The sequence below is a fragment of the Arthrobacter sp. Z4-13 genome, from assembly GCF_054792705.1.
On record NZ_CP096459.1, the window covers coordinates 2,418,386 to 2,437,379 of the forward strand.

Annotated in this window: 19 protein-coding genes; all 19 read right to left on the minus strand. The window is 63.8% G+C overall.

Annotated features, from left to right (window positions below):
• Window positions 1-57: 57 nt before the first annotated feature.
• A complete protein-coding gene (locus M1E07_RS12920; protein ID WP_461187080.1) occupies window positions 58-2,598 on the minus strand; it encodes a bifunctional lysylphosphatidylglycerol flippase/synthetase MprF in 2,541 nt (846 codons plus the stop codon).
• A complete protein-coding gene (locus M1E07_RS12925) occupies window positions 2,595-3,905 on the minus strand; it encodes an alpha/beta hydrolase (protein ID WP_461187081.1) in 1,311 nt (436 codons plus the stop codon). The genes M1E07_RS12920 and M1E07_RS12925 overlap by 4 nt, the downstream gene beginning before the upstream one ends.
• A gap of 6 nt (window positions 3,906-3,911) precedes the next feature.
• Window positions 3,912-4,343 carry a DUF2550 domain-containing protein gene (locus M1E07_RS12930; protein ID WP_461187082.1) on the minus strand — a complete coding sequence of 144 codons (432 nt, stop codon included), beginning with the start codon at window positions 4,341-4,343 and terminating at the stop codon, window positions 3,912-3,914.
• A 10-nt stretch (window positions 4,344-4,353) separates the two neighbouring features.
• Window positions 4,354-4,638: a F0F1 ATP synthase subunit epsilon gene (locus M1E07_RS12935; protein ID WP_079597677.1), complete on the minus strand. Its 285-nt coding sequence runs from the start codon at window positions 4,636-4,638 to the stop codon at window positions 4,354-4,356.
• Between the two features lies 1 nt (window position 4,639).
• The gene (atpD, locus tag M1E07_RS12940) at window positions 4,640-6,094 is read right to left on the minus strand and encodes a F0F1 ATP synthase subunit beta (protein WP_307094619.1); all 1,455 of its coding nucleotides are present in this window, start codon (window positions 6,092-6,094) and stop codon (window positions 4,640-4,642) included.
• An 82-nt stretch (window positions 6,095-6,176) separates the two neighbouring features.
• Window positions 6,177-7,067: a F0F1 ATP synthase subunit gamma gene (locus M1E07_RS12945; protein WP_307094618.1), complete on the minus strand. Its 891-nt coding sequence runs from the start codon at window positions 7,065-7,067 to the stop codon at window positions 6,177-6,179.
• A 73-nt stretch (window positions 7,068-7,140) separates the two neighbouring features.
• Window positions 7,141-8,778, minus strand: a complete 1,638-nt coding sequence (gene atpA, locus M1E07_RS12950) for a F0F1 ATP synthase subunit alpha (protein ID WP_307094617.1) — start codon at window positions 8,776-8,778, stop codon at window positions 7,141-7,143.
• Window positions 8,779-8,856: 78 nt separating this feature from the next.
• Window positions 8,857-9,684 (minus strand): F0F1 ATP synthase subunit delta, encoded by an 828-nt coding sequence (locus M1E07_RS12955; RefSeq protein WP_461187083.1) that lies wholly within the window; start codon window positions 9,682-9,684, stop codon window positions 8,857-8,859.
• Window positions 9,684-10,235 carry a F0F1 ATP synthase subunit B gene (locus M1E07_RS12960; protein WP_461187084.1) on the minus strand — a complete coding sequence of 184 codons (552 nt, stop codon included), beginning with the start codon at window positions 10,233-10,235 and terminating at the stop codon, window positions 9,684-9,686. The genes M1E07_RS12955 and M1E07_RS12960 overlap by 1 nt, the downstream gene beginning before the upstream one ends.
• 52 nt (window positions 10,236-10,287) lie before the next feature.
• Window positions 10,288-10,491, minus strand: coding sequence for an ATP synthase F0 subunit C (atpE, locus tag M1E07_RS12965; RefSeq protein ID WP_009356484.1), 204 nt, complete (start codon window positions 10,489-10,491; stop codon window positions 10,288-10,290).
• Window positions 10,492-10,571: 80 nt separating this feature from the next.
• Entirely contained in the window at window positions 10,572-11,372 is an 801-nt protein-coding gene (gene atpB, locus M1E07_RS12970) for a F0F1 ATP synthase subunit A (protein WP_461187085.1), read from the minus strand.
• Window positions 11,373-11,453: 81 nt separating this feature from the next.
• A complete protein-coding gene (locus M1E07_RS12975) occupies window positions 11,454-11,792 on the minus strand; it encodes an AtpZ/AtpI family protein (RefSeq protein WP_461187086.1) in 339 nt (112 codons plus the stop codon).
• Window positions 11,785-12,267 carry a hypothetical protein gene (locus M1E07_RS12980; protein ID WP_461187087.1) on the minus strand — a complete coding sequence of 161 codons (483 nt, stop codon included), beginning with the start codon at window positions 12,265-12,267 and terminating at the stop codon, window positions 11,785-11,787. Before M1E07_RS12980 ends, M1E07_RS12975 begins: the two co-directional genes overlap by 8 nt.
• A 97-nt stretch (window positions 12,268-12,364) precedes the next feature.
• Entirely contained in the window at window positions 12,365-13,390 is a 1,026-nt protein-coding gene (locus M1E07_RS12985) for an MraY family glycosyltransferase (protein WP_461187088.1), read from the minus strand.
• Window positions 13,387-15,255, minus strand: a complete 1,869-nt coding sequence (locus tag M1E07_RS12990; protein ID WP_461187089.1) for a polysaccharide biosynthesis protein — start codon at window positions 15,253-15,255, stop codon at window positions 13,387-13,389. Before M1E07_RS12990 ends, M1E07_RS12985 begins: the two co-directional genes overlap by 4 nt.
• A 99-nt stretch (window positions 15,256-15,354) precedes the next feature.
• Window positions 15,355-16,317 carry a glycosyltransferase gene (locus M1E07_RS12995; protein WP_461187090.1) on the minus strand — a complete coding sequence of 321 codons (963 nt, stop codon included), beginning with the start codon at window positions 16,315-16,317 and terminating at the stop codon, window positions 15,355-15,357.
• 6 nt (window positions 16,318-16,323) lie between these two features.
• On the minus strand, window positions 16,324-17,235 hold the full coding sequence (locus M1E07_RS13000) for a glycosyltransferase (protein ID WP_461187091.1): 912 nt from the start codon (window positions 17,233-17,235) through the stop codon (window positions 16,324-16,326).
• A 1-nt stretch (window position 17,236) separates the two neighbouring features.
• The gene (locus M1E07_RS13005; protein ID WP_461187092.1) at window positions 17,237-18,094 is read right to left on the minus strand and encodes an L-threonylcarbamoyladenylate synthase; all 858 of its coding nucleotides are present in this window, start codon (window positions 18,092-18,094) and stop codon (window positions 17,237-17,239) included.
• Between the two features lie 4 nt (window positions 18,095-18,098).
• Entirely contained in the window at window positions 18,099-18,980 is an 882-nt protein-coding gene (gene prmC / locus M1E07_RS13010) for a peptide chain release factor N(5)-glutamine methyltransferase (protein ID WP_461187093.1), read from the minus strand.
• Between the last annotated feature and the right edge of the window lie 14 nt (window positions 18,981-18,994).

Genomic DNA, 18,994 nt, shown 5'->3' on the forward strand with positions numbered 1-18,994 from the left:
CATTGGTCCGCCTTGTTCGCTGGGAACGCGCATTGTTGGTGCTCTATCTGGAAGAGTTCACTTCACCAATTTGCGGACCAGGCGCGCACCCTGCGGAAGGGAAAGCCCGGGCAAGTAGGCACGTGTTAGCGCGCGGCCAATAGCGGGCAGGTGCAGCGGGTCCTGGTAATACAGGTAAAGGGCACGGTACTCCGGCTTGAACCGCGATTTGAATGCCGCCAGGGAGCGGAATCCATATACCGGTTCCAGGGCATGACCCACCAGGTCGAGGATCCGCACCAGGTTATCCGCACCGCCCTCCCCGCCGGAATCGCCACCGGTTCCGGGAACGCTTGCCAGCGGCGAACCCGAGAGGGAAATGACCTCCACGGAACTGCGCAGCTCGAGCACCGCAGAGGCGATGAGGAATTCCATCACCCCCGGGAATCCTTCGGCTCCCCGGCGCATGACGTCAAGCGTCCGGCTGACCAGCCTCCCGCCGTCGTACACCGGCAGCCAGCTGGTCACTCCATGGACGGCGCCCTCTTCATCCACGGCGAGGCAGCACAGTACCTCCCGGTCGTCGAGCTCATCAATGCCGCCGAGGGTAAACCCCATCTCGGGAACGGTCTTTCCAGCCGCCCATTCTTCGGAGACTTCACTCAGGCGTGAGCGAAGCGCCGCGGGCAGCGACTCGTAGGAGCCCCAGACGGCCCTGACCCCCAGCTTTGCCGCACGGTTCAGGGCGGTCCGGACGTTCTGCCATTCCTTGCCCTTGAATTCGAGTTCGCGGATTGCCAGCCGCGTCTCCTGTGCTACGGCAACCCGCGAAAATCCGCGCTCCCGGAGCATGGGCCAGAGCGTGTCATCGCAGGAGTACAGGGCAGGAATGAGTGCCTGCCGGCTGCAGTATGCCAAAAACCCCGCCGTAACGTCCTTCCGGCACTTCGCGGGGCCGAAGGCTCCGCCGAGTGTCAGCGCCACGCTGCCGTGCCGCTGGAAAGCCATCGCGCCCTGGCCGTCCGGACTGAACCAGTATTTATTGGGTTCCCAGAGCGCCATCCAGGAAAGTGGTCCGCCGCCCTGGTGAAGCAGGTTCCGTGCCTCAATCCTGTCCTGCCGCCCGGAATCGTGGCCGTGGTGTCCGCCCAGCAGCGCCCACCACACGGCTGCCAGCGCAATCGCCCAGAACACCGGACCGGCGTAAGCAAAAAGGACTGCCTCCACACTGTTCCGGTCAGCGAAAACCCGGTGGTAGTGCTCCGGGATCGGAACCGGGACGTACTGCCGTGCCAGCTCGGCAAACAGTCCCAGCAGGCCGCCTGCGCGCGTTAATCCGCCTGCCCAGAACCAGGCAACCGCGTAGGTGCCTGCAAGGACAAGCCACGTTCCGCCCACCACCAGCGCCAGCTTCCGCCGGGCGGAGGGAAGGGTCTGCACGCGGAACTGCCGCCGGTTGAACCACAAAAGCACCGCCAACAGCAGGGGCACGCCCACCAGCGGAAGCACGTGGGCAAAGGCAGAGCCCATCGGCGGAGCGGAAGGACTATGCAGCCGGGACGGAACCAGGGCGAACAGTGCCAGGTAGACGGCAGCCAGCCCCGTTACGGCGAACTGGATGGCGAGTGCGATGTTCAAGGCAAGCCGCCGGCCGCGGCGCATTCCGTCCGCGCAAATCAGCAGCAGGACCACGGGAACTACTGCAAGGGCAAGGCCGAAGGGTCCGGCAAAGCCCGCCCTGCCGGCTTCGAGGCAGGACGCTTCCACTGTCGCCCCGCAGTTGAAAGCCAATTGGGTGAGCGCGGTCAGGGGGTTCAGCACGACGTCACGCAGCAGCGCCAGCGGACCGGTGGGTGCCCGTATCCCCGTGAGGATCGGGCCCACAGCAAAGACGGCGACGGTGAGAGTCAGGAGGTTCCGGGTCTCCCGGCCGGTGGACCGGTGCCGGTGCAGGTGGCCGTGGTCGCCCTGGATCCACCACCCGGCCAGGAGTCCCAGGACGGCACCAAGCAGCCCGATGACCGTTTCTGCATGCCCAACGTAGAGCACCAGCAGGAGTGAGATGGACAGCATGCCGGTGCGCAGCCGGCGCTGCCACAGCACGGGCAGTCTTCCGCTGGCCGCAAGTGCCGCCGTCAGGACTGCCGGATAGGGCCCGATCAGAATCTCATCGGCCATGCTGCCAAGCCATCTGTCGCCAGCGTAGCCCGCCAGCTGGGTGAGCAGCAGGAACAGCGTCACAGCAGCGAACTGGCCGCCGAAGAAGAACGCGGCCGCTGCAGGTGTTCCCATCCTCCGTTCGGCAAGGCCGAGCAACAGCAGGATCATCAGGGACGCAGCAACATAGGCCATCGGGTTGGTGGCAAAAAAGAGGCTGGTGAACAAAGACCACCAGTTGCCCGCTCGCAGCCCCGGTCCGCTCACTCCCGCCACTCCCAGCAAATGCTCCGGGGGCCCGGCGAGGTAACTGCCTGTGATGGCCCCGGCGACGAGGAACACCGACAGCAATGCCACGGAAAGCGGCATTGATTTCAGCGCGGCGAGGATCCGGTCCCGGGCCGGGCGTCCCAAGGTTGTCCACGCCAGTGATGCTGTGCGGACCTGCTGTGCGGAACTCACTGCTGGAGTCCCCACCTGTCCGCCAGGAACTGGAGTGCATCAGCAATCCGCCTGGACGACGTATCCCACGAGTGCCCGGTGTGTTCCACCTCGTGCGCCCGCACGGTGAAGCCCGCGTCCCGGGCGGCCGCGGCCAGGGTGTGAAGGTAGGCCACGAACTCAGGGTCGTTCTGTCCAGCTGTCAGGTACGCCCCGCTGGACTCGAAGCGGCGTTCCTTCATGATGGCAAGGGGCGTCTGCCGCTCAAAGGCGTCCGGGTCCCCCGGAAAGGCAGCGTCGATGGTTTTCTGCCGCTCCTTGGCAATGGCCGGCTCCGCTTCCCCCGAGAAGGCCAGGACGGACGGAAACAGCTTGGGGTGCCGGGTTCCCATTTGCAGGGCGCACGTGCCGCCAAAGGAAAATCCACCGATGGCCCACTGGTCGTGGTTGGTGTCCACCGCAAGCGTGGAGCTGATCCATTCCGGCACGTCGTGGGAAAGGTAGGTATCGGCCTTGGCTATCCGGCTGTCCATGCACATCGTGTTGCCGGACTGCGAGCCGTTCGGGTCGGGCACCACAACTACGGGGGCGACGCCGCCGTGGGACCCGGCAAAGGAGTCCATATGTGCCTGCAGGGCTCCCCCGGTGAGCCAGTCGGCGGGGCCGCCCGGCTGGCCGGCCACCAGGACCAGCACCGGCAGGGCCGGCCGGTTGCCCGCAAAATAGGCGGGCGGCAGGTAGATATAGGCTTCGCGCGTATTCATTCCGGACAAAGTGCCCGGGATGGCGGACTTTCGAAGGACTCCCCCTGCCGGCAGCTCCCCCTGGGGCGCCCAGCCCTGGAGGGCAACGCCGTCGGCCTCTCCCGGCTGGCGCATTAGGTCCGTCTCAAGGGCGGGGATGCGGGCAACGGCGGTGCCAAAAAGGTCACTCACTGTGCGGTTGAGTCCGTAATAGGCGTTGATCTGCACTGCTGAAAGGGATGCGACCAGGAGTGCGGCGACGAAGCCGGCGGCGCGGCGGCGCCAACTGCTCCGGGGCAGCCGGACCAGGAACAGGATTACGGCGGCGACACCGGGCACCACCCACAGCAGGACCGGATCCGGAATGTTTTCAGGGAACACGGCGAAGGTGTTGATGAGGGCCCAGTGGACGGTGGCCACCAGCGCGAAGGCAACGGCGGCGGCGGCGATAACGCGGAAAACCCAGCGCCGCGCGGGGATGTGGCAAGGCGGAGCCACGAGACACGCGGCACCCGCCAAGCCCATGACGAGGGACACCCAATACACCGGGCCCTCGGTGAGCCGGAGGTTAAAAAACCAATCCACCGCGGACTATCGCCAGGTCCCCACGCCAATGACCGGCCCGGCCTCAAGCCAGGACGAGAGACCAGCATAGGCCTCGAATTTCATGGCAAGGCGAAGGTCCTGGCCTTCGTACCGCAATTCGACAATGACGACGTCGGGCTGGACCTTGACGGCCTCGGCTTCGGTGGGCTTGCGGCGGCCCATCAGTTCGAGCGAGTGCCGCTTGAACTTGTGTTTGGGGCGGACACTCAGCGAGAGCAGCCGGAACCACTCAAGGTCGTTGTCCTGATAACGACAAACCCCCATCTGCCAACTGTTTCCAGTCATGCAAATGGAGGCGTCCACCGTGCCGAGGGCACGCCGCAGGTTGAAGCGGCGCACCCCCGAAAGGCACAGTGCAAATATCAGCAATCCAAAAGCGATTGCCATGGCGATGAACGGAAAAGTCGGTGCGTCCATCAAGGTGGTGCTAGCGGATCCCAGCGGTAGCCGAGCCGCCCAGGTGGGCGTTGTCGGCAACAATAACCACGCGGTCGTTGTCGACGGAGAAGAATCCGCCGTCTACATCTACGGCAATACGGTCACCGGACACCGGCTGGATGGCCAGTTCACCCTCGGCCAGGATCGCCAGCAGGGGCGAGTGGCCGGGCAGGATTCCGATTTCACCATCGCTGGTGCGGGCCTTGACCATCTTGGCCGCTCCGGACCACACAAAGTGGTCCGCTGCGACAATCTCAACCTCAAGCTCAGCCATATTACTTGGTCTGTTCCTGGATCTTGGCCCACTGGCGCTCAACGTCATCGAGGCCGCCGACGTTGAAGAACGCCTGCTCCGCGATGTGGTCCAGCTCGCCGTCGCAGATGGCGGTGAAGCCCTCGACGGTGTCCTTGATGGAAACCGTGGAGCCCTCGACGCCGGTGAACTGCTTGGCGGTGTAGGTGTTCTGCGAGAGGAACTGCTGGATGCGGCGTGCACGCGACACGACGATCTTGTCCTCTTCGGAGAGTTCGTCAACACCGAGGATGGCGATGATGTCCTGGAGTTCCTTGTTCTTCTGCAGGATCTGCTTCACACGGACGGCCGTGTTGTAGTGGTCCTTGCCGATGTACTGGGGATCCAGGATGCGGGAGGTCGACGTCAGCGGGTCAACGGCCGGGTACAGACCACGGGAGGCGATTTCACGGGAAAGTTCCGTGGTCGCGTCGAGGTGTGCGAAGGTCGTTGCCGGAGCCGGGTCGGTGTAGTCATCTGCGGGAACGTAGATGGCCTGCATCGAGGTGATGGAGTGGCCCTTGGTGGAGGTGATGCGCTCCTGAAGGAGGCCCATCTCATCTGCCAGGTTGGGCTGGTAGCCCACAGCCGAAGGCATGCGGCCGAGGAGGGTGGAAACCTCGGAGCCTGCCTGCGTGAAGCGGAAGATGTTGTCGATGAAGAGCAGCACGTCCTGGTTCTGCACATCGCGGAAGTACTCTGCCATGGTCAGGGCGGACAGTGCCACGCGCAGGCGCGTTCCCGGCGGCTCATCCATCTGGCCGAACACAAGGGCGGTGTCCTTGAGGACGCCTGCCTCTTCCATTTCAACCCAGAGGTCGTTGCCTTCACGCGTACGCTCGCCAACACCGGCGAATACCGAGGTACCACCGAAGTTGCGGGCCACGCGGGTGATCATTTCCTGGATCAGAACGGTCTTGCCCACGCCGGCGCCGCCGAACAGGCCAATCTTTCCACCCTTGATGTAGGGGGTGAGAAGGTCGATGACCTTGATGCCGGTTTCGAGCATCTCGGTGGAGCCTTCGAGCGAAGCGAAGCTCGGAGCCTTGCGGTGGATGGGCCAGCGTTCGCTGATCTGCAGTTCCGCCTCGGTAACGTCCAGGGGCTGGCCCAGGACGTTGAAGATGTGGCCCTTGACGCCGTCGCCGACGGGTACGGAAATCGGGGCACCGCTGTCCACCACGGACGTTCCGCGGACAAGTCCGTCGGTAGCCTGCAGGGAGATGGCGCGGACGAGGTTGTCGCCAAGGTGCTGCGACGTCTCGAACGTAATGGTCTTGGTCTCACCGTTGAGTGTGATCTCGGTGGTGAGTGCGTTGTAGATGGACGGGATTGCGTCAGCCGGGAATTCGACGTCGACAACCGGGCCGATTACGCGCGCAATGCGGCCGGTGGCACCGGACGTTGCGGCTACGTGTTCGGTAGCAGTGGCAGTCATCTCTCTCACTTCACTCAGTAGATGGCGTGGATTTAAGTTTATCTGTGGTGTTGCAGGTCCAGCGGGACCGGGGCCGTGCAGGCTAGGACGCGAGGGCGTCTGCGCCGGCAACAATCTCGGACAGCTCCTGCGTAATTTCAGCCTGGCGGGCCGTGTTGCGCAGACGCGTGTACTTCTTGATGAGGTCCGTGGCATTGTCGCCTGCGGACTTCATGGCCCGCTGCCGTGCAGCGAGCTCGGAAGCCGCTGCCTGCAGCATGGCCGCGAAGATGCGTGACTCGATGTAGCGCGGCAGCAGAGCGTCAAGAACACGCTCGGTTTCCGGCTCAAACTCGTACAGCGGCAACAGGTCCGATTCAGAAGCGGCCTGCTCTTCCACTACTTCCAGCGGAAGCAGGCGGATGACCGTGGGCTCCTGGGTGACCATGGACTTGAAGCGGGTGTACACCACGTGGATCTCGTCCACGCCGCCCTCTTCAAAGTCGGTTGCGAAATCTGCGAGCAATGCTTCGCCGACTTCGCGCGCGGTAGTGAACTCGGGTGCGTCGGTGCCACCGGTCCAGACCCGCGAGTACTCGCGGTTCCGGAACTCGAAGTAGGCCTGCGCCTTGCGTCCGACGAGGTACGTCTTGACTTCCTTGCCTTCAGCGTGGAGCAGCTCGTTGAGACCCTCCACCTGCTTCAGCACGCTTGCCGAGTAGGACCCAGCCAGGCCACGGTCCGAGGTGATTACCAGGACGGCGGCACGGCGGATCTGCTCCGGCTCAGTGGTCAGCGGGTGGTCGATTTCGCTTTGGCTGGCGACAGCAGAAACGGCGCGCGTGATCGCGTTCGCGTAAGGCAGTGAAGCTGCTACGCGCGCACGGGCCTTGCCGATGCGCGAGGTAGCGATCAGTTCCATCGCCTTGAAGATCTTGCGCATCGACGTGGTCGAGCTGATCTTCTGGCGGTAGACCCGAATCTGGGCTCCCATACTTATCCTTTCCTAACATTCCGTAGACCGGGTGTGCCGGACCCTGTAGGCCCGGCACACCCGGTCAGTGGAATTAGCGCTTCTGCTTGACGATTTTTTCCTGGTCGACGTCGCCCTCGGAGATAGCGCTATGCTCCTCGTGGCCGGCGCCTACCAAGTGGTTGTCACCCTCACCGAAGAAGCCCTTTTTGAAGGCCACGATGGCGGACTTCAGCGCTGCCGCGGTGTCATCGTCCAGCACGTTGGTCTGCGCCAGCGTGGTGAGGATCGAGGACTTGTGCGTGAGGTGCTCCAGGAACTCCGACTCGAAGCGGCTGATGTCCTCAACCGGCACGTCGTCGAGGTAGCCGTTGGTGCCCGCCCAGATGGAGACAACCTGGTTCTCTACCGGGAACGGCGAGTACTGGCCCTGCTTGAGCAGTTCCATCAGGCGCGCACCACGGGTGAGCTGCTGGCGGGAAGCGGCATCCAGGTCCGAGGCAAACATGGCAAATGCCTGCATGTCGCGGTACTGGGCGAGGTCCAGCTTCAACGTACCGGAAACCTTCTTCATGGACTTCACCTGCGCGGCGCCGCCCACGCGGGACACCGAGACACCAACGTCAACAGCAGGACGCTGGTTGGCGTTGAAGAGGTCCGACTGGAGGAAGATCTGGCCATCGGTGATGGAGATGACGTTGGTCGGGATGTAGGCAGAAACGTCGTTTGCCTTGGTCTCGATCAACGGCAGGCCGGTCATGGAACCCGCGCCCAGCTCGTCGGAGAGCTTTGCACAACGCTCCAGGAGCCTGGAGTGCAAGTAGAACACGTCGCCAGGGTAGGCTTCGCGTCCCGGCGGACGGCGGAGCAGCAGCGACACTGCACGGTAAGCCTCAGCCTGCTTGGACAGGTCATCAAACACGATCAGGACGTGCTTGCCGCCGTACATCCAGTGCTGGCCGATGGCCGAGCCGGCGTACGGTGCGAGGTACTTGAAGCCTGCGGGGTCGGAAGCGGGAGACGCCACGATGGTGGTGTACTCCAGTGCGCCGTTGTCCTCGAGGGTCTGGCGGATGGCGGCAATGGTTGACGCCTTCTGGCCGATTGCCACGTAGATGCAGCGGACCTGCTTGGTCACATCGCCCGAAGCCCAGTTGGCCTTCTGGTTGATGATGGTGTCGATCGCAATGGCGGACTTGCCGGTCTGGCGGTCGCCAATGATGAGCTGGCGCTGGCCGCGGCCGATCGGAATCATGGCGTCGATAGCCTTGAGTCCGGTCTGCATCGGCTCGTGCACCGACTTGCGCTGGGTCACGCCGGGAGCCTGGAGCTCCAGTGCGCGGGTGGTCTCGGCCTTGATCTCGCCGAGGTCGTCGATGGGCACGCCCAGCGGGTCAACAACACGGCCAAGGAAGGCGTCGCCCACGGGCACGGACAGAACCTGTCCGGTGCGGTGGACTTCCTGGCCTTCTTCGATGCCGGTGAAGTCGCCGAGGATGATGACGCCGATTTCGCGGACGTCAAGGTTCTGGGCGAGGCCCAGGGTGCCGTCCTCGAAGCGCAGCAGCTCGTTCGCCATGACCGAGGGAAGGCCCTCAACACGGGCGATGCCGTCACTAGCGGTGGTTACGCGGCCGACCTCTACGCGCTCTGCGTTTCCGGGTTCGTAGGACGCCGCGAACTCGTTCAGCGCATTACGGACGTCGTCGGCGTTGATGGTCAATTCGGCCATCTGCAGTCCCTGCTCTCCTGTTTTGTGATCACCGTTAAGATGACCGGGGTTTCTATCAGTTTTGTTGTGCTTGTCCGGCTAGCCGGCCAGCTGGCGCTGCAGCTCGCCCAGGCGGGTGATGACCGAAGCGTCGAGCACTTCGTCACCTACCTGGACGCGGATGCCGCCAATAAGTGCCGGGTCAACGTTGACGTTGACCTTCAGTTCCCGCCCGTACATTGCATTCAGGCCCGCCTGGAGGCGCGCAAGCTGCGTCGGTGTCAGGGGGCGGGTCACGCTGACCGTTGCAATCCAGCGCTGCTGCCGCTTGGCCGCCAGTTCGGCGAACCGTTCCACAAGCCGGGTGGGCTTGATGCCGCGGGGCTGGGTAACTGCCTGCGTGATGAGGACCTTTGCTTCCTCGCTCACGCCGGGCACCAGCTTCTCAGCGAGCGTCGCTTTGGCTGCAGCACTGGCCTGTGGTTCGGACAGAGCACGTTGTACCTCGTGGTTGGAGGCAACGGCCTGGTTGAAGGAAAACAGATCGTTCTCCAGCTCTTCCAGGCCAGAGATTCCGGAGGCAGAAACGGCCGACTTGTTTTCAGCAACGGAAATGACCACCGTTGCGGCAAGAGTCTCGAGTGCATCGCCGATATCCCGGGCGGTTGCCCAGCGTGAGCCGGCCAGCCCGCCCGCGATCTCTGCAGCATCAGCGGAGACTTTTCCGCCAACCAGCTGCTTGACCAGCGCCGACTTTTCGTCACCGTTGCGGGACGGGTCAGTCAGGGCGCGGCGCAAGCCAGCCGAGCTGTCCACCATTCCCAGAATTCCGAAGAGTTCCTTTGCCAGCTGCAGTGACGCCGTCGGAAGCTTGGCTTCCAACCCGGCCAGCCCTGTTGCCAGCGATTCGCTCGATACGCCTGCCATTACTTAGCTGCACCTGCGTTCTGGGTCTCCAGATCTGCCAGGAAGCGGTCCACTACCCGTGCTGCACGCTGGTCGTCGTTCAGCGATTCGCCGACGATGCGGCCGGCGAGGGTGGTGGCCAGGGTGCCGACCTCCGAACGCAGGGACACAACGGCAGCCTGGCGCTCGGATTCGATCTGGGCGTGCGCCTGGGCCGTGATGCGGGCAGACTCTGCAGCTGCCTTTTCCTTGAGATCCGCGAGGATCTGGGCACCTTCGGCGCGGGCTTCCTCACGGATGCGGTTGGCTTCGGCGCGGGCGTCGGTCAGCTGCTGCTTGTACTCTTCGAGTGCAGCAGACGCCTCAGCCTGGGCCTTTTCAGCCTTTGCAATGCCGCCTTCGATAGCCTCGGCACGCTCGGCGAAGGTCTTCTCGAACATCGGGACAATGAACTTGATCACGATGAACATGAGAATGGCGAAGCCCACGAGGGTAACGCCCATTTCCCAGAGGTTGGGAACCAGGGGGTTGACTTCGCCCTCAGTGGCGGCTGAGATGATCAGCTGATTCATATTTCACCCGTCCTTTTCTACTCGGTTCTGTAAGTTCGCTTCGTTCTAAGGACTAGAGAACGAAGGCGAAGACCAGGCCGAGGATGGCGAGGGCTTCGGTCAGCGCAAGGCCGAGGAATGCGATCGGCTGCAGGACACGCTGTGCTTCCGGCTGGCGGGCTACGCCGTTGATGTAGGCAGCGAATACGAGACCAACACCGATACCACCGCCGATTGCGGACAGACCGTAACCTACGAGGTTGAGATTGCCTTCCATTTTTCTTCCTTTCAAGATGCCACCCATGTGGCAGGTTGTTTGGGTTGCTATCATCCCCGCGAGGGGAAGCTTAAGGGTGCCTAGTGGCTGTCGGCGTGAAGCGCGCCTTCAATGTAGATCGCGGTCAGCAGCGTGAATACGTAGGCCTGCAGGACCATGATCAGGGCTTCAAGCATGTACATGGCGATGGCGCCGGCGAGAACCAGGACGGAGGTTCCCTTGAGCAGGATGTTCTCCTGCATGATGAGGTATTCGATGCCGGATCCTGCAATCATCACGATGAGGTGTCCTGCGAGCATGGTCGCGAACAGACGGAGGCTGTGCGTGACGGGCCGGACCAGGAAGTTGGAGATGATCTCGATCGGGATCACGATCGGAAGGATGAACCAGGGAACGCCGGACGGCACGGTGGCCAGCTTGAAGTAGCGGAGTCCGTTCTTCTTCACGCCGATGGTGATCCAGGTGAAGTAGACAAGGCCCGCCAGCACATAGGCGCCGCCCACATGTGAGAACGTGGGGAGCTGGAACAACGGGATGGCACCGTAGATGTTGTTCACCAGGATGAAGAAGAACAGGCTGAACAACAGCGGGACGTACTTGATGAAGTCCCTGCCGCCGATGATGTCCTTGGCGATTCCGTTGCGGACGAAGCCGTAGGCGGCCTCGCCGGCGAACTGGAGCTTACCGGGTACCAGCTGCTGCTTGCGTGCGGCGAGCACGAAGAAGGCGGCGATAAAGACGACAGAGAGGAGGACCAGCAGCATCTGCTTGGAGAATCCTTCTGCGGCACCCCACGGCAGGATTGCCGGCAAATGCATTTCGTTAATTCCAGGAGGAGTAAACTCTCCTGAATCTTGGGCCGGGAGCGCAAGCGCGATCAACGCGTTTCCTCTCTGCAGTGTCCATCATTGGGCGTTGGGCGGGGACCGGCAGCCTGACGGCCTGCTGATCCCCCTGTGAAATTATTTGGCATTAGTGTCGCCGTCCTGGGACGGCCCGCTGGCAGCATGGCGCTCCCCAGCAATTTTTCGAGAACTGGTAAGGCCATGCATGTGGGAAAGGTAAAAACCTCCGACGGCTCCAAGCAGAGCGCCTGCGAGCACAATCCAGCGCGTTCCCCACACGTAATCCAGTCCCCACCCTATCAAACTCCAGACGATGATTCCGCCAATGATGTAGCTGAATACGGCCATCCCGGCGTTGTATCCGCCGCTGGTTCCGTCGCTTGATACACCGGGGGCAGAGCCGTTTGATCCGCCTGTGCCGTTGGTGCTTTCGCCGGGACTCTTTGGATCACGCATCGCGGGTTTCCTTGGTTTCTGGATCGTTGTAGATCTGAAGGCGGGCTTTGCTGAAAACGTAAAGTTCGGCAGCCTGCCAGAGCACGACGGCGGTGACGGCACCGGCGACGAACCAGCGGCCATGCAGCCACTGGGGAGCACCGATGACGAACAGTACCGCAGCGAATCCGACCACCTTCACGAAATAGGTGGCGACGAACATACCAATGGCACCGGAGGGATTGTTGCGCCCCATGAAGTGGCCCACCAGCAGGCTGATTCCGAAGAACAGCATCACCAGCAGGCCGCCCAATGTACTGGACAGGGCACCGCTGCCGCCTTCAAGGATTCCTGCCGGGACTGCGCACAGGACAAGTCCGGCCGCGGCAGCCACTGAACTCCATTTAAGAAGGTTCAGCCACAAAGACGGTGTGGGGCCGGATGCGCCAACGTTTCCGTTGCCGGACGCAGGTCCGGACTCGGCGTTGGAGGTCATTCGATCCCAATCGTCGGCACCAACAGGCACATGGCCAAGAGGCAGGTTTGGAGGGCAGCTTTGGCTGCCCTCAAATTCTACACGAGATAGAACACCGCTAGCTCACCGGCAGCTGTGTGACCTTCACCGGGCGACGGTACCGGCGGATGAGGTCCGGGCTGGCCAAATATAAAGCGAGCACCAGCACGCCTGTGGCCACGCACAGTGCGACGACGGGAAGCGGAGCAGTGGCGGCGACGAACCCGAGGGTGATCACGGCCGCGGTGCACACTGTCACAGTTGCGGCTGACTGCAGGTGCGAGAAGCCTACGTCCGTAAGCCGCTGGTAAACGTGTTCCCGGTGCGAGGCGTACCACCGGTCCCCTGCCTTGATCCGGCGGAGCAGGGTGTAGCCGGTGTCCGCGGCGTACACCAGGATCGGTGAGAGAACGTATTCGACATAGACGCCGCCGAGGAAGCCTGCCACCGCGAGGGCTGCGATCGACGCACCCAGCAAGTAGCTGCCGACGTCGCCCAGGAAAACCGAACCGCGGCCCAGGTTCCACGGGAGGAAACCGAGGAAGGCCATTGCCAGCACGGTGCCGCCGGCGGTCAGCCATGGCTGTCCGGACAGCATGCCGGCCACTGTGTAGGCGCCCCCGGCTGTGACCCCGTGCAGGCCCGAGATGCCATTGACGCCGTCCATGAAGTTGGCAATGTTGACGTAGGCTGCGATCGCCACGGCAGCCAGCGGCAGCCACCAGAACGACTGTTCCGTGAGTACGATGAGCACCGCGGAGCCCGCCGCCCCGATGCCGAGCTGGGCCGCTGCGCGCCCGCGGATGGACAGGCCGCGCAGGTCCTCGATCCAGCCCACAGCTGCGCAGGCGGCAATGATGCCCAGCACAACGGCAGATACGGAGCGGTCCACCGTGACCACCCCCAGCAGCACTGCTGCAGCGTAGCCGACGGCTGTGGCCAGGGCCACGGCAACGCCCATACCGCGGATGGTCACTTTCACGTGCGATGAACGGGCGGAAGGAACATCAACCACGCCCATCCGGACCAGCCACGGCTTCACGGCAAAGGGAAGCAGCAGGCTGGACACCAGCGTGATCCCGGCTACCAGGGCCAACGGCGTCACGACGCCACCCGGATCTCACCGGCGTCATTGGCTTCATCGTCGGGAATGTCGGCGATGTCGGCGCCTTGCTCGGCCTCGCAGCGGGCCAGCCAGGCGTTAAGGTCAAGCTTGTCCGGGTCCTGCTGCGTCGCCCTGGTATGTGAAATTTTCGGATGCAGGGGGCGCTTGTCACGTTCTCCGCTGCCCACCAGTACCTCGTGCAGCTTCTCCCCCGGCCGCAGCCCGGTGTAGATGATCTCCACGTCCTTGCCCGACATCGCAATCATCCGCTGGGCCACATCCAGAATCCGGACCGGTTCGCCCATGTCCAGGATCAGAACATCGCCCCCGGTACCGATCGCACCCGCCTGGATCACCAACTGGCAGGCCTCGGGGATCGTCATGAAGAAGCGGGTGACGTCGGGGTCAGTGACGGTGACGGGACCGCCAACGCGGATCTGCTCGGTAAAGAGTGGCAGCATCGAACCGCGGCTGCCCATCACGTTTCCGAAGCGGACGGATACGAACTTGCTGCCGGTCTGGCCGGCCATCCATGCAGTCAGTTTTTCGGCAACCCGTTTGGAGTGGCCAAGGGCGGTGGTGGGATTGGCCGCCTTGTCGGTGGAAATGTTGACGAAATGCGAGACACCGGCGCGCTGGGCGGCGCGCAGGACGTTCAGGGTTCCGCAGACGTTGGTTTTCCAGGCTTCCACCGGATATTGCTGCAGCAGCGGCGCGTGTTTCAGGGCGGCAGCGTGGAACACCACTTCAGGAAGCCGGTCCTGGAAGATGCTCTGCAGGGCGTCGGCGTCGCGGATGTTGGCCAACACGGTATCCCGCCCTGCCAGCAGCCCGCGGCCGGTGATGGAGATCTGCGTCTGTTGCAGGCCCGTCTCGTCGTGGTCCAGCATGATCAGTTCCGCAGGGTCGAACTGGACAATTTGCCGGCAGAGCTCAGATCCGATGGAACCGCCGGCGCCGGTCACCAGCACCCGTTTGCCCTTGATGTAACCGGCAATTTCGTCAACCTTGATGTCCACGGGCCGTCGGCCGATCAGGTCCTCAACCGCTACCTCGCGGAAGTCGGAGAAACCCGCGGGTGCACCGGTGCCCAGCATGTCCCGCAGCGGGGGAAGTACCAGCACACGTACGTTCAGGCCGGCAACAGCGTCCGAGATGCGGCGGACCACGGTGGCCTCCACGTTGGCGAAGGCCAGGACAAGGACCGTTGCGCGGGTGCGGCGGATAATCGCCGGCAGGTCATCCCCGCGGCCCTGGACCTGGACGCCGGAAAGGCGCAGGTGCTTTTTCGCAGGGTCATCATCGACCAGGCCCACAGGGAAGTACGGGGAATCCGCGTCCTGCCGCATCCGGGTCACCAGGGAATTGCCGAGGAATCCGGCGCCGTAAACCAGCGTGTTTTGTGCCCCGTCCCCGGGCCGGGCCTTGCCCTCCACGTAGAGCCGTTTGGCGTAACGGGCGGCGCACATGAAGAGGCAGGCGAAGGGAAAGGCGATCAGGCCCACACTGCGGCCGACTTTGATGGCCTCGTAGAGTACCAGCAGGCTGGTAGTGATGGAGGCAGCCACAATAACGGTGACGAATACCAGTGCCCTGGCCTCTTGAAAGCTGCCGAATGGATACCGTCCGCGGTACAGGGCGAGGGAGTATCCGGCGAGTATCTGGGCCACCACCGCGATGGCGGCGATCACGAAGGCTCCGGCGAACTGTTCGACCCGGATGCCCATCTCATAGCGCAACAGCAGCGCCAGGCCGATCGCGACCACCCACGACATCGAGTCGAGGAAGAGCTGGATCCAGATCCAGAGGGCGGGCTTCTCGTCCCGTACTGCGGCAGGTGCCCGCGTTTCAGATTTCGTACTCAACAGAGATGCAACCGACTTCCACTACCACGGCGGCCAGGCGCCTGTTTCAAAATACCCCGCCGCAAAAACTGTCGGACCGCTTCGGGGCCTAGAACGATACTAATCGCTTCGGGTTTCGCTGCCCGGATACGCCGGCAGCGAAGGCATGGGTTTCCAGCCGGCGTCGGCAAGGATACCGCGTGACTCACGCCATCCCCGCCACAGCGCTCCAGCCCCTTTGAGGGTCCGCTCGACGAGGACCAGCCGGGCAAGTTCCTTCAAAAAGGTCAGGGCGGTGCCGGCCGCGAAACCCGCCCGGTTGAATTTGCCGTGGGCACGCAGGTACTGCGCCACGTGCCCGCGGTTGCGCATTACATAGCGGCGGCTTAAGTCTGAGGAATCGTTGAGGTGGCGCAGTCCCAGGTCCACTTGCCGCTGCGCGCGGACCTTCTTGATGACAAAGGCGTTGACGTACACCACCTCGGTTTGCTGCGCGGCAAGCCAGCCGTAAATCAGGTCGTCCCAGGTGATGAAGAAGCGGGGATCCGGCAGGCCGATGCTCCGGGCCACGGAGGCGTTGAGGAGCATGCCCTCAAAGTTCCCCACGTTGGTATGGAACACCTCCGAATGCCGGAACACATCGCGGGAGACCGGCAGGAAGATGCCCAGCGCCTCGACAAAATGGTGCTGCCAGAAAAAGGGTTTGCCGTTGGCGTCGTACCGGCGGCCGATCAGGCAGGAGTATTCCGGCGTGAACTTTTCCAGTGCCTCCACGGCGCCGGAAAGCACCTCGACGTCGTCGTCCATCAGCCACAGCCATTCGGCGCCGGATGCCAGCGCCAGTTCCACCCCCCGGGAGAACCCGCCGGCCCCACCGAGGTTCCGGTCCAGCCGTTCGTACTGGATGGGCGGCCCACCGCCGGCGCTGGCCTGTGCGACAACGTCCGGCGTGTGGTCGGTGCTGGCATTGTCCACCACGAGGATCCGCGCCGGTGCGGTGTCCAGCCGGGCAAAAGAATCGAGCAGGTTGCGCAGGTAGTCGGCGCGGTTGTATGTGACGACGACGGCGTAAAGGTTCTCCACGCCGGCCTAGCTGTTCGAGGACATCAGTTCCGCGGGCGAGCCGAAGCCCTTGCCGCGGAAGCCGGTCGAATATGCCCTGAACCAGTGTGCCAGGCCCTTGAGGTCCCGTTCCTTCAGGAAGTAATACGGGAAGCCGACGACGTCCGCTCCGAACCAGCGCAGGTTCCGGTACTTGCGGGTCAGGTAGCCCCGGTTGCGGAAGTAGCAGTAGCGCTTGAACTCACCCTCGGGGATGACGGGGGTGATGAAGCCGCCGAACACCGGTTTCATCTCGGTCCAGGTGGCGGGGTGCTGCACTGCGACGGTGGCGAGGGTACCGTATTTCAGCCCGGCCTTTTTCACCCGCGACAGGAAGTCGACCTCGTCGCCGCGGATGAAGAACTTCACATCCGGAATACCGATCCGGTAAAAAACCTCGGTCCGGATGAGGGCGCCGTTGAAGAAGTGCACCATGTCCGGAAGGTAGCCCATCGGCGCCAACCGTGACCGGTCGTTGGTCAGCAGTCCGTTGATACGGAAATTGAAGGACAGCCGGTTGGGGTCGGCCGTGGCGGCCACCAGGGGGCTGACGATATCGAGCTGGTGTTCGTCCGCCGTGCGGAGCAGTTCGGCCAGGCAGCTCGCGTCTTCGGGGTGGCCGTCGTCGTCCATCATCCAGATCCACTCGGCGCCGCTGGCCATGGCCGCGAGGATGGCGTAGGCAAAGCCGCCCGCGCCGCCGAGGTTGGCTTCGGACCGCAGGTAGTTGATGTTCTGCGCTCCCCCGGCGTTGACGACGGCGGTGGCCGGGGCAGTGCCGGAGTCCACCAGGGCGATCGAATGGATCGGCGCGGTCTGCGCGGCCAGGCCCTTCAGGAGCAGGGCAAGCTCCTCGTGGCGGTCAAAGGTTACGGCCGCGACGGCCACTTTGGGCTGCACGTCAGTTCCCCGGGTGGTTGTTGCTGTTACTGACGGCACTGCTGCCGGCGGCAGTGTGGGCTCCAGCCTCCGCGTCATTGGGAACGTCTGCCTCCGCGGCGGTGTGGGCTTCAGGCTCCGCGACGGCGTGAGGTTCAGCCTCCGCGGCGGGCTGGGCTTCAGCCTCAGGCTCCTGTGGTTCTTCCGCTGCCATCGGAATCTCGCCCAATCCCAGGACCCCTGGAACCTGTTCCCGGAGCTGGTCCAGGCTCACGGCACCGTTGCGGACCACCCGGGGGCGGGGGCCGGTTGCGTCAACAATGGTGGACGGTACTGCTGCCTCGCCTTCGAGCGGCCGGAAGCCGCCTTCGAGGTAAACCTCAACGGAATCGGCCAGCTGCTCACGTGCCGCGGCCGCTGTCTGCCCCGGAGCATGGCCGGTGCGGTTGGCGGAAGAAACAGCCAGCGGCCCGGTGAGGGTCAGCAGTTCCTGGGCGATGTCGTCTGCCGGCATGCGCAGCGCCACGGTGCCCTTGGTCTCTCCGAGATCCCAGTCCAGCGACGGCTGGGCGTGCAGGATGAGGGTCAGGCCGCCCGGCCAGAAGGCTTCGGCAAGCTTTCGGGCGTCCGCGGAAACGTCAGTGGCCAGTCCGTCAAGGGCGTTAATTCGCGGGATCAGCACGGGCGGCGGCATGGTGCGGCTGCGTCCCTTTGACACCAGGAGCATGGTGACGGCCTGCGGCGAGAAGGCATCAGCGGCAATCCCATAAACCGTATCCGTGGGAAGAACCACGCACTTCTTCTCGCTGATGGCCCGCTGGGCGTGCTCAAGTCCTTGGGCGCGCTCGTCGTCGCTGGTGCAGTTATAGGTTGTGGTCACTTGCTTATTCTTTCATTCCCGTGCGGTCCGGATCCGCCAGCAGGGCGCTGGTGGCGCGCTCCTTGCCGTTGAGGTCCAGATGCGTCCTGATAGTGGTCCAGTCCCCTGTCCTGGCCAGCATGGCTGCGATCCAGCCTGCCTGGACTTCCGCGTGTTCCATCACGAAGTAGCCGCCGAGTACCAGCAGCCGGGCAGCCGAGGCGGCTGCCGCCGTCGGAAGTTCCATGCCGTCCGCTCCCCCGCCGTACAGCGCTTCCGGGGGATCGTACAGCGCGACTTCGGGCTCGTTGGGGATTGCTTCGGCCGGGATATACGGCGGGTTGGAGATGACGACGTCGAAGGTCCCGTTGAGTTCCGGCAGCGCGTCCCGCAGGTCCCCGAGGACGAGATGGACGCCCAAGGAGGCCAGGTTTTTCGCTGCCCAGGCATGGGCGAAGGGGCTGAACTCCACCGCGTGAACTTCCGCCCCGGGCACTTCGTGCGCGATGGAGCCCGCGATGGCGCCGGAGCCGGTCCCGAGATCAACGATGCGCGGGTGGGGCAGGCCCTGGACGTGGTCGATGACCAGCTGCACCACGGATTCGGTCTCGGGACGGGGTACAAAGACCCCGGGACCCACCGCGAGTTCGAGATAACGGAAATGCGCTACTCCGGTAATGTGCTGCAGCGGGATCCGGCTGGCGCGCTCCGCCACCAGAGCCTCGTAGCCCTCAGGGGCAGGGGTATCCCCCAGCATCATGGCACGCAGGCGGCCCAGCCCGACGTTGAGCAGGTGGTCGGCGAGCAGCTCAGCGTCCACCCGGGGACTGGGGACGCCGGCATCACGCAGGATGTCTGTTGCCTCGCTGACGGCATCCGCGAGGGACTGGCCTGGACCGAGTGTCATGCGCTGTATTCCGG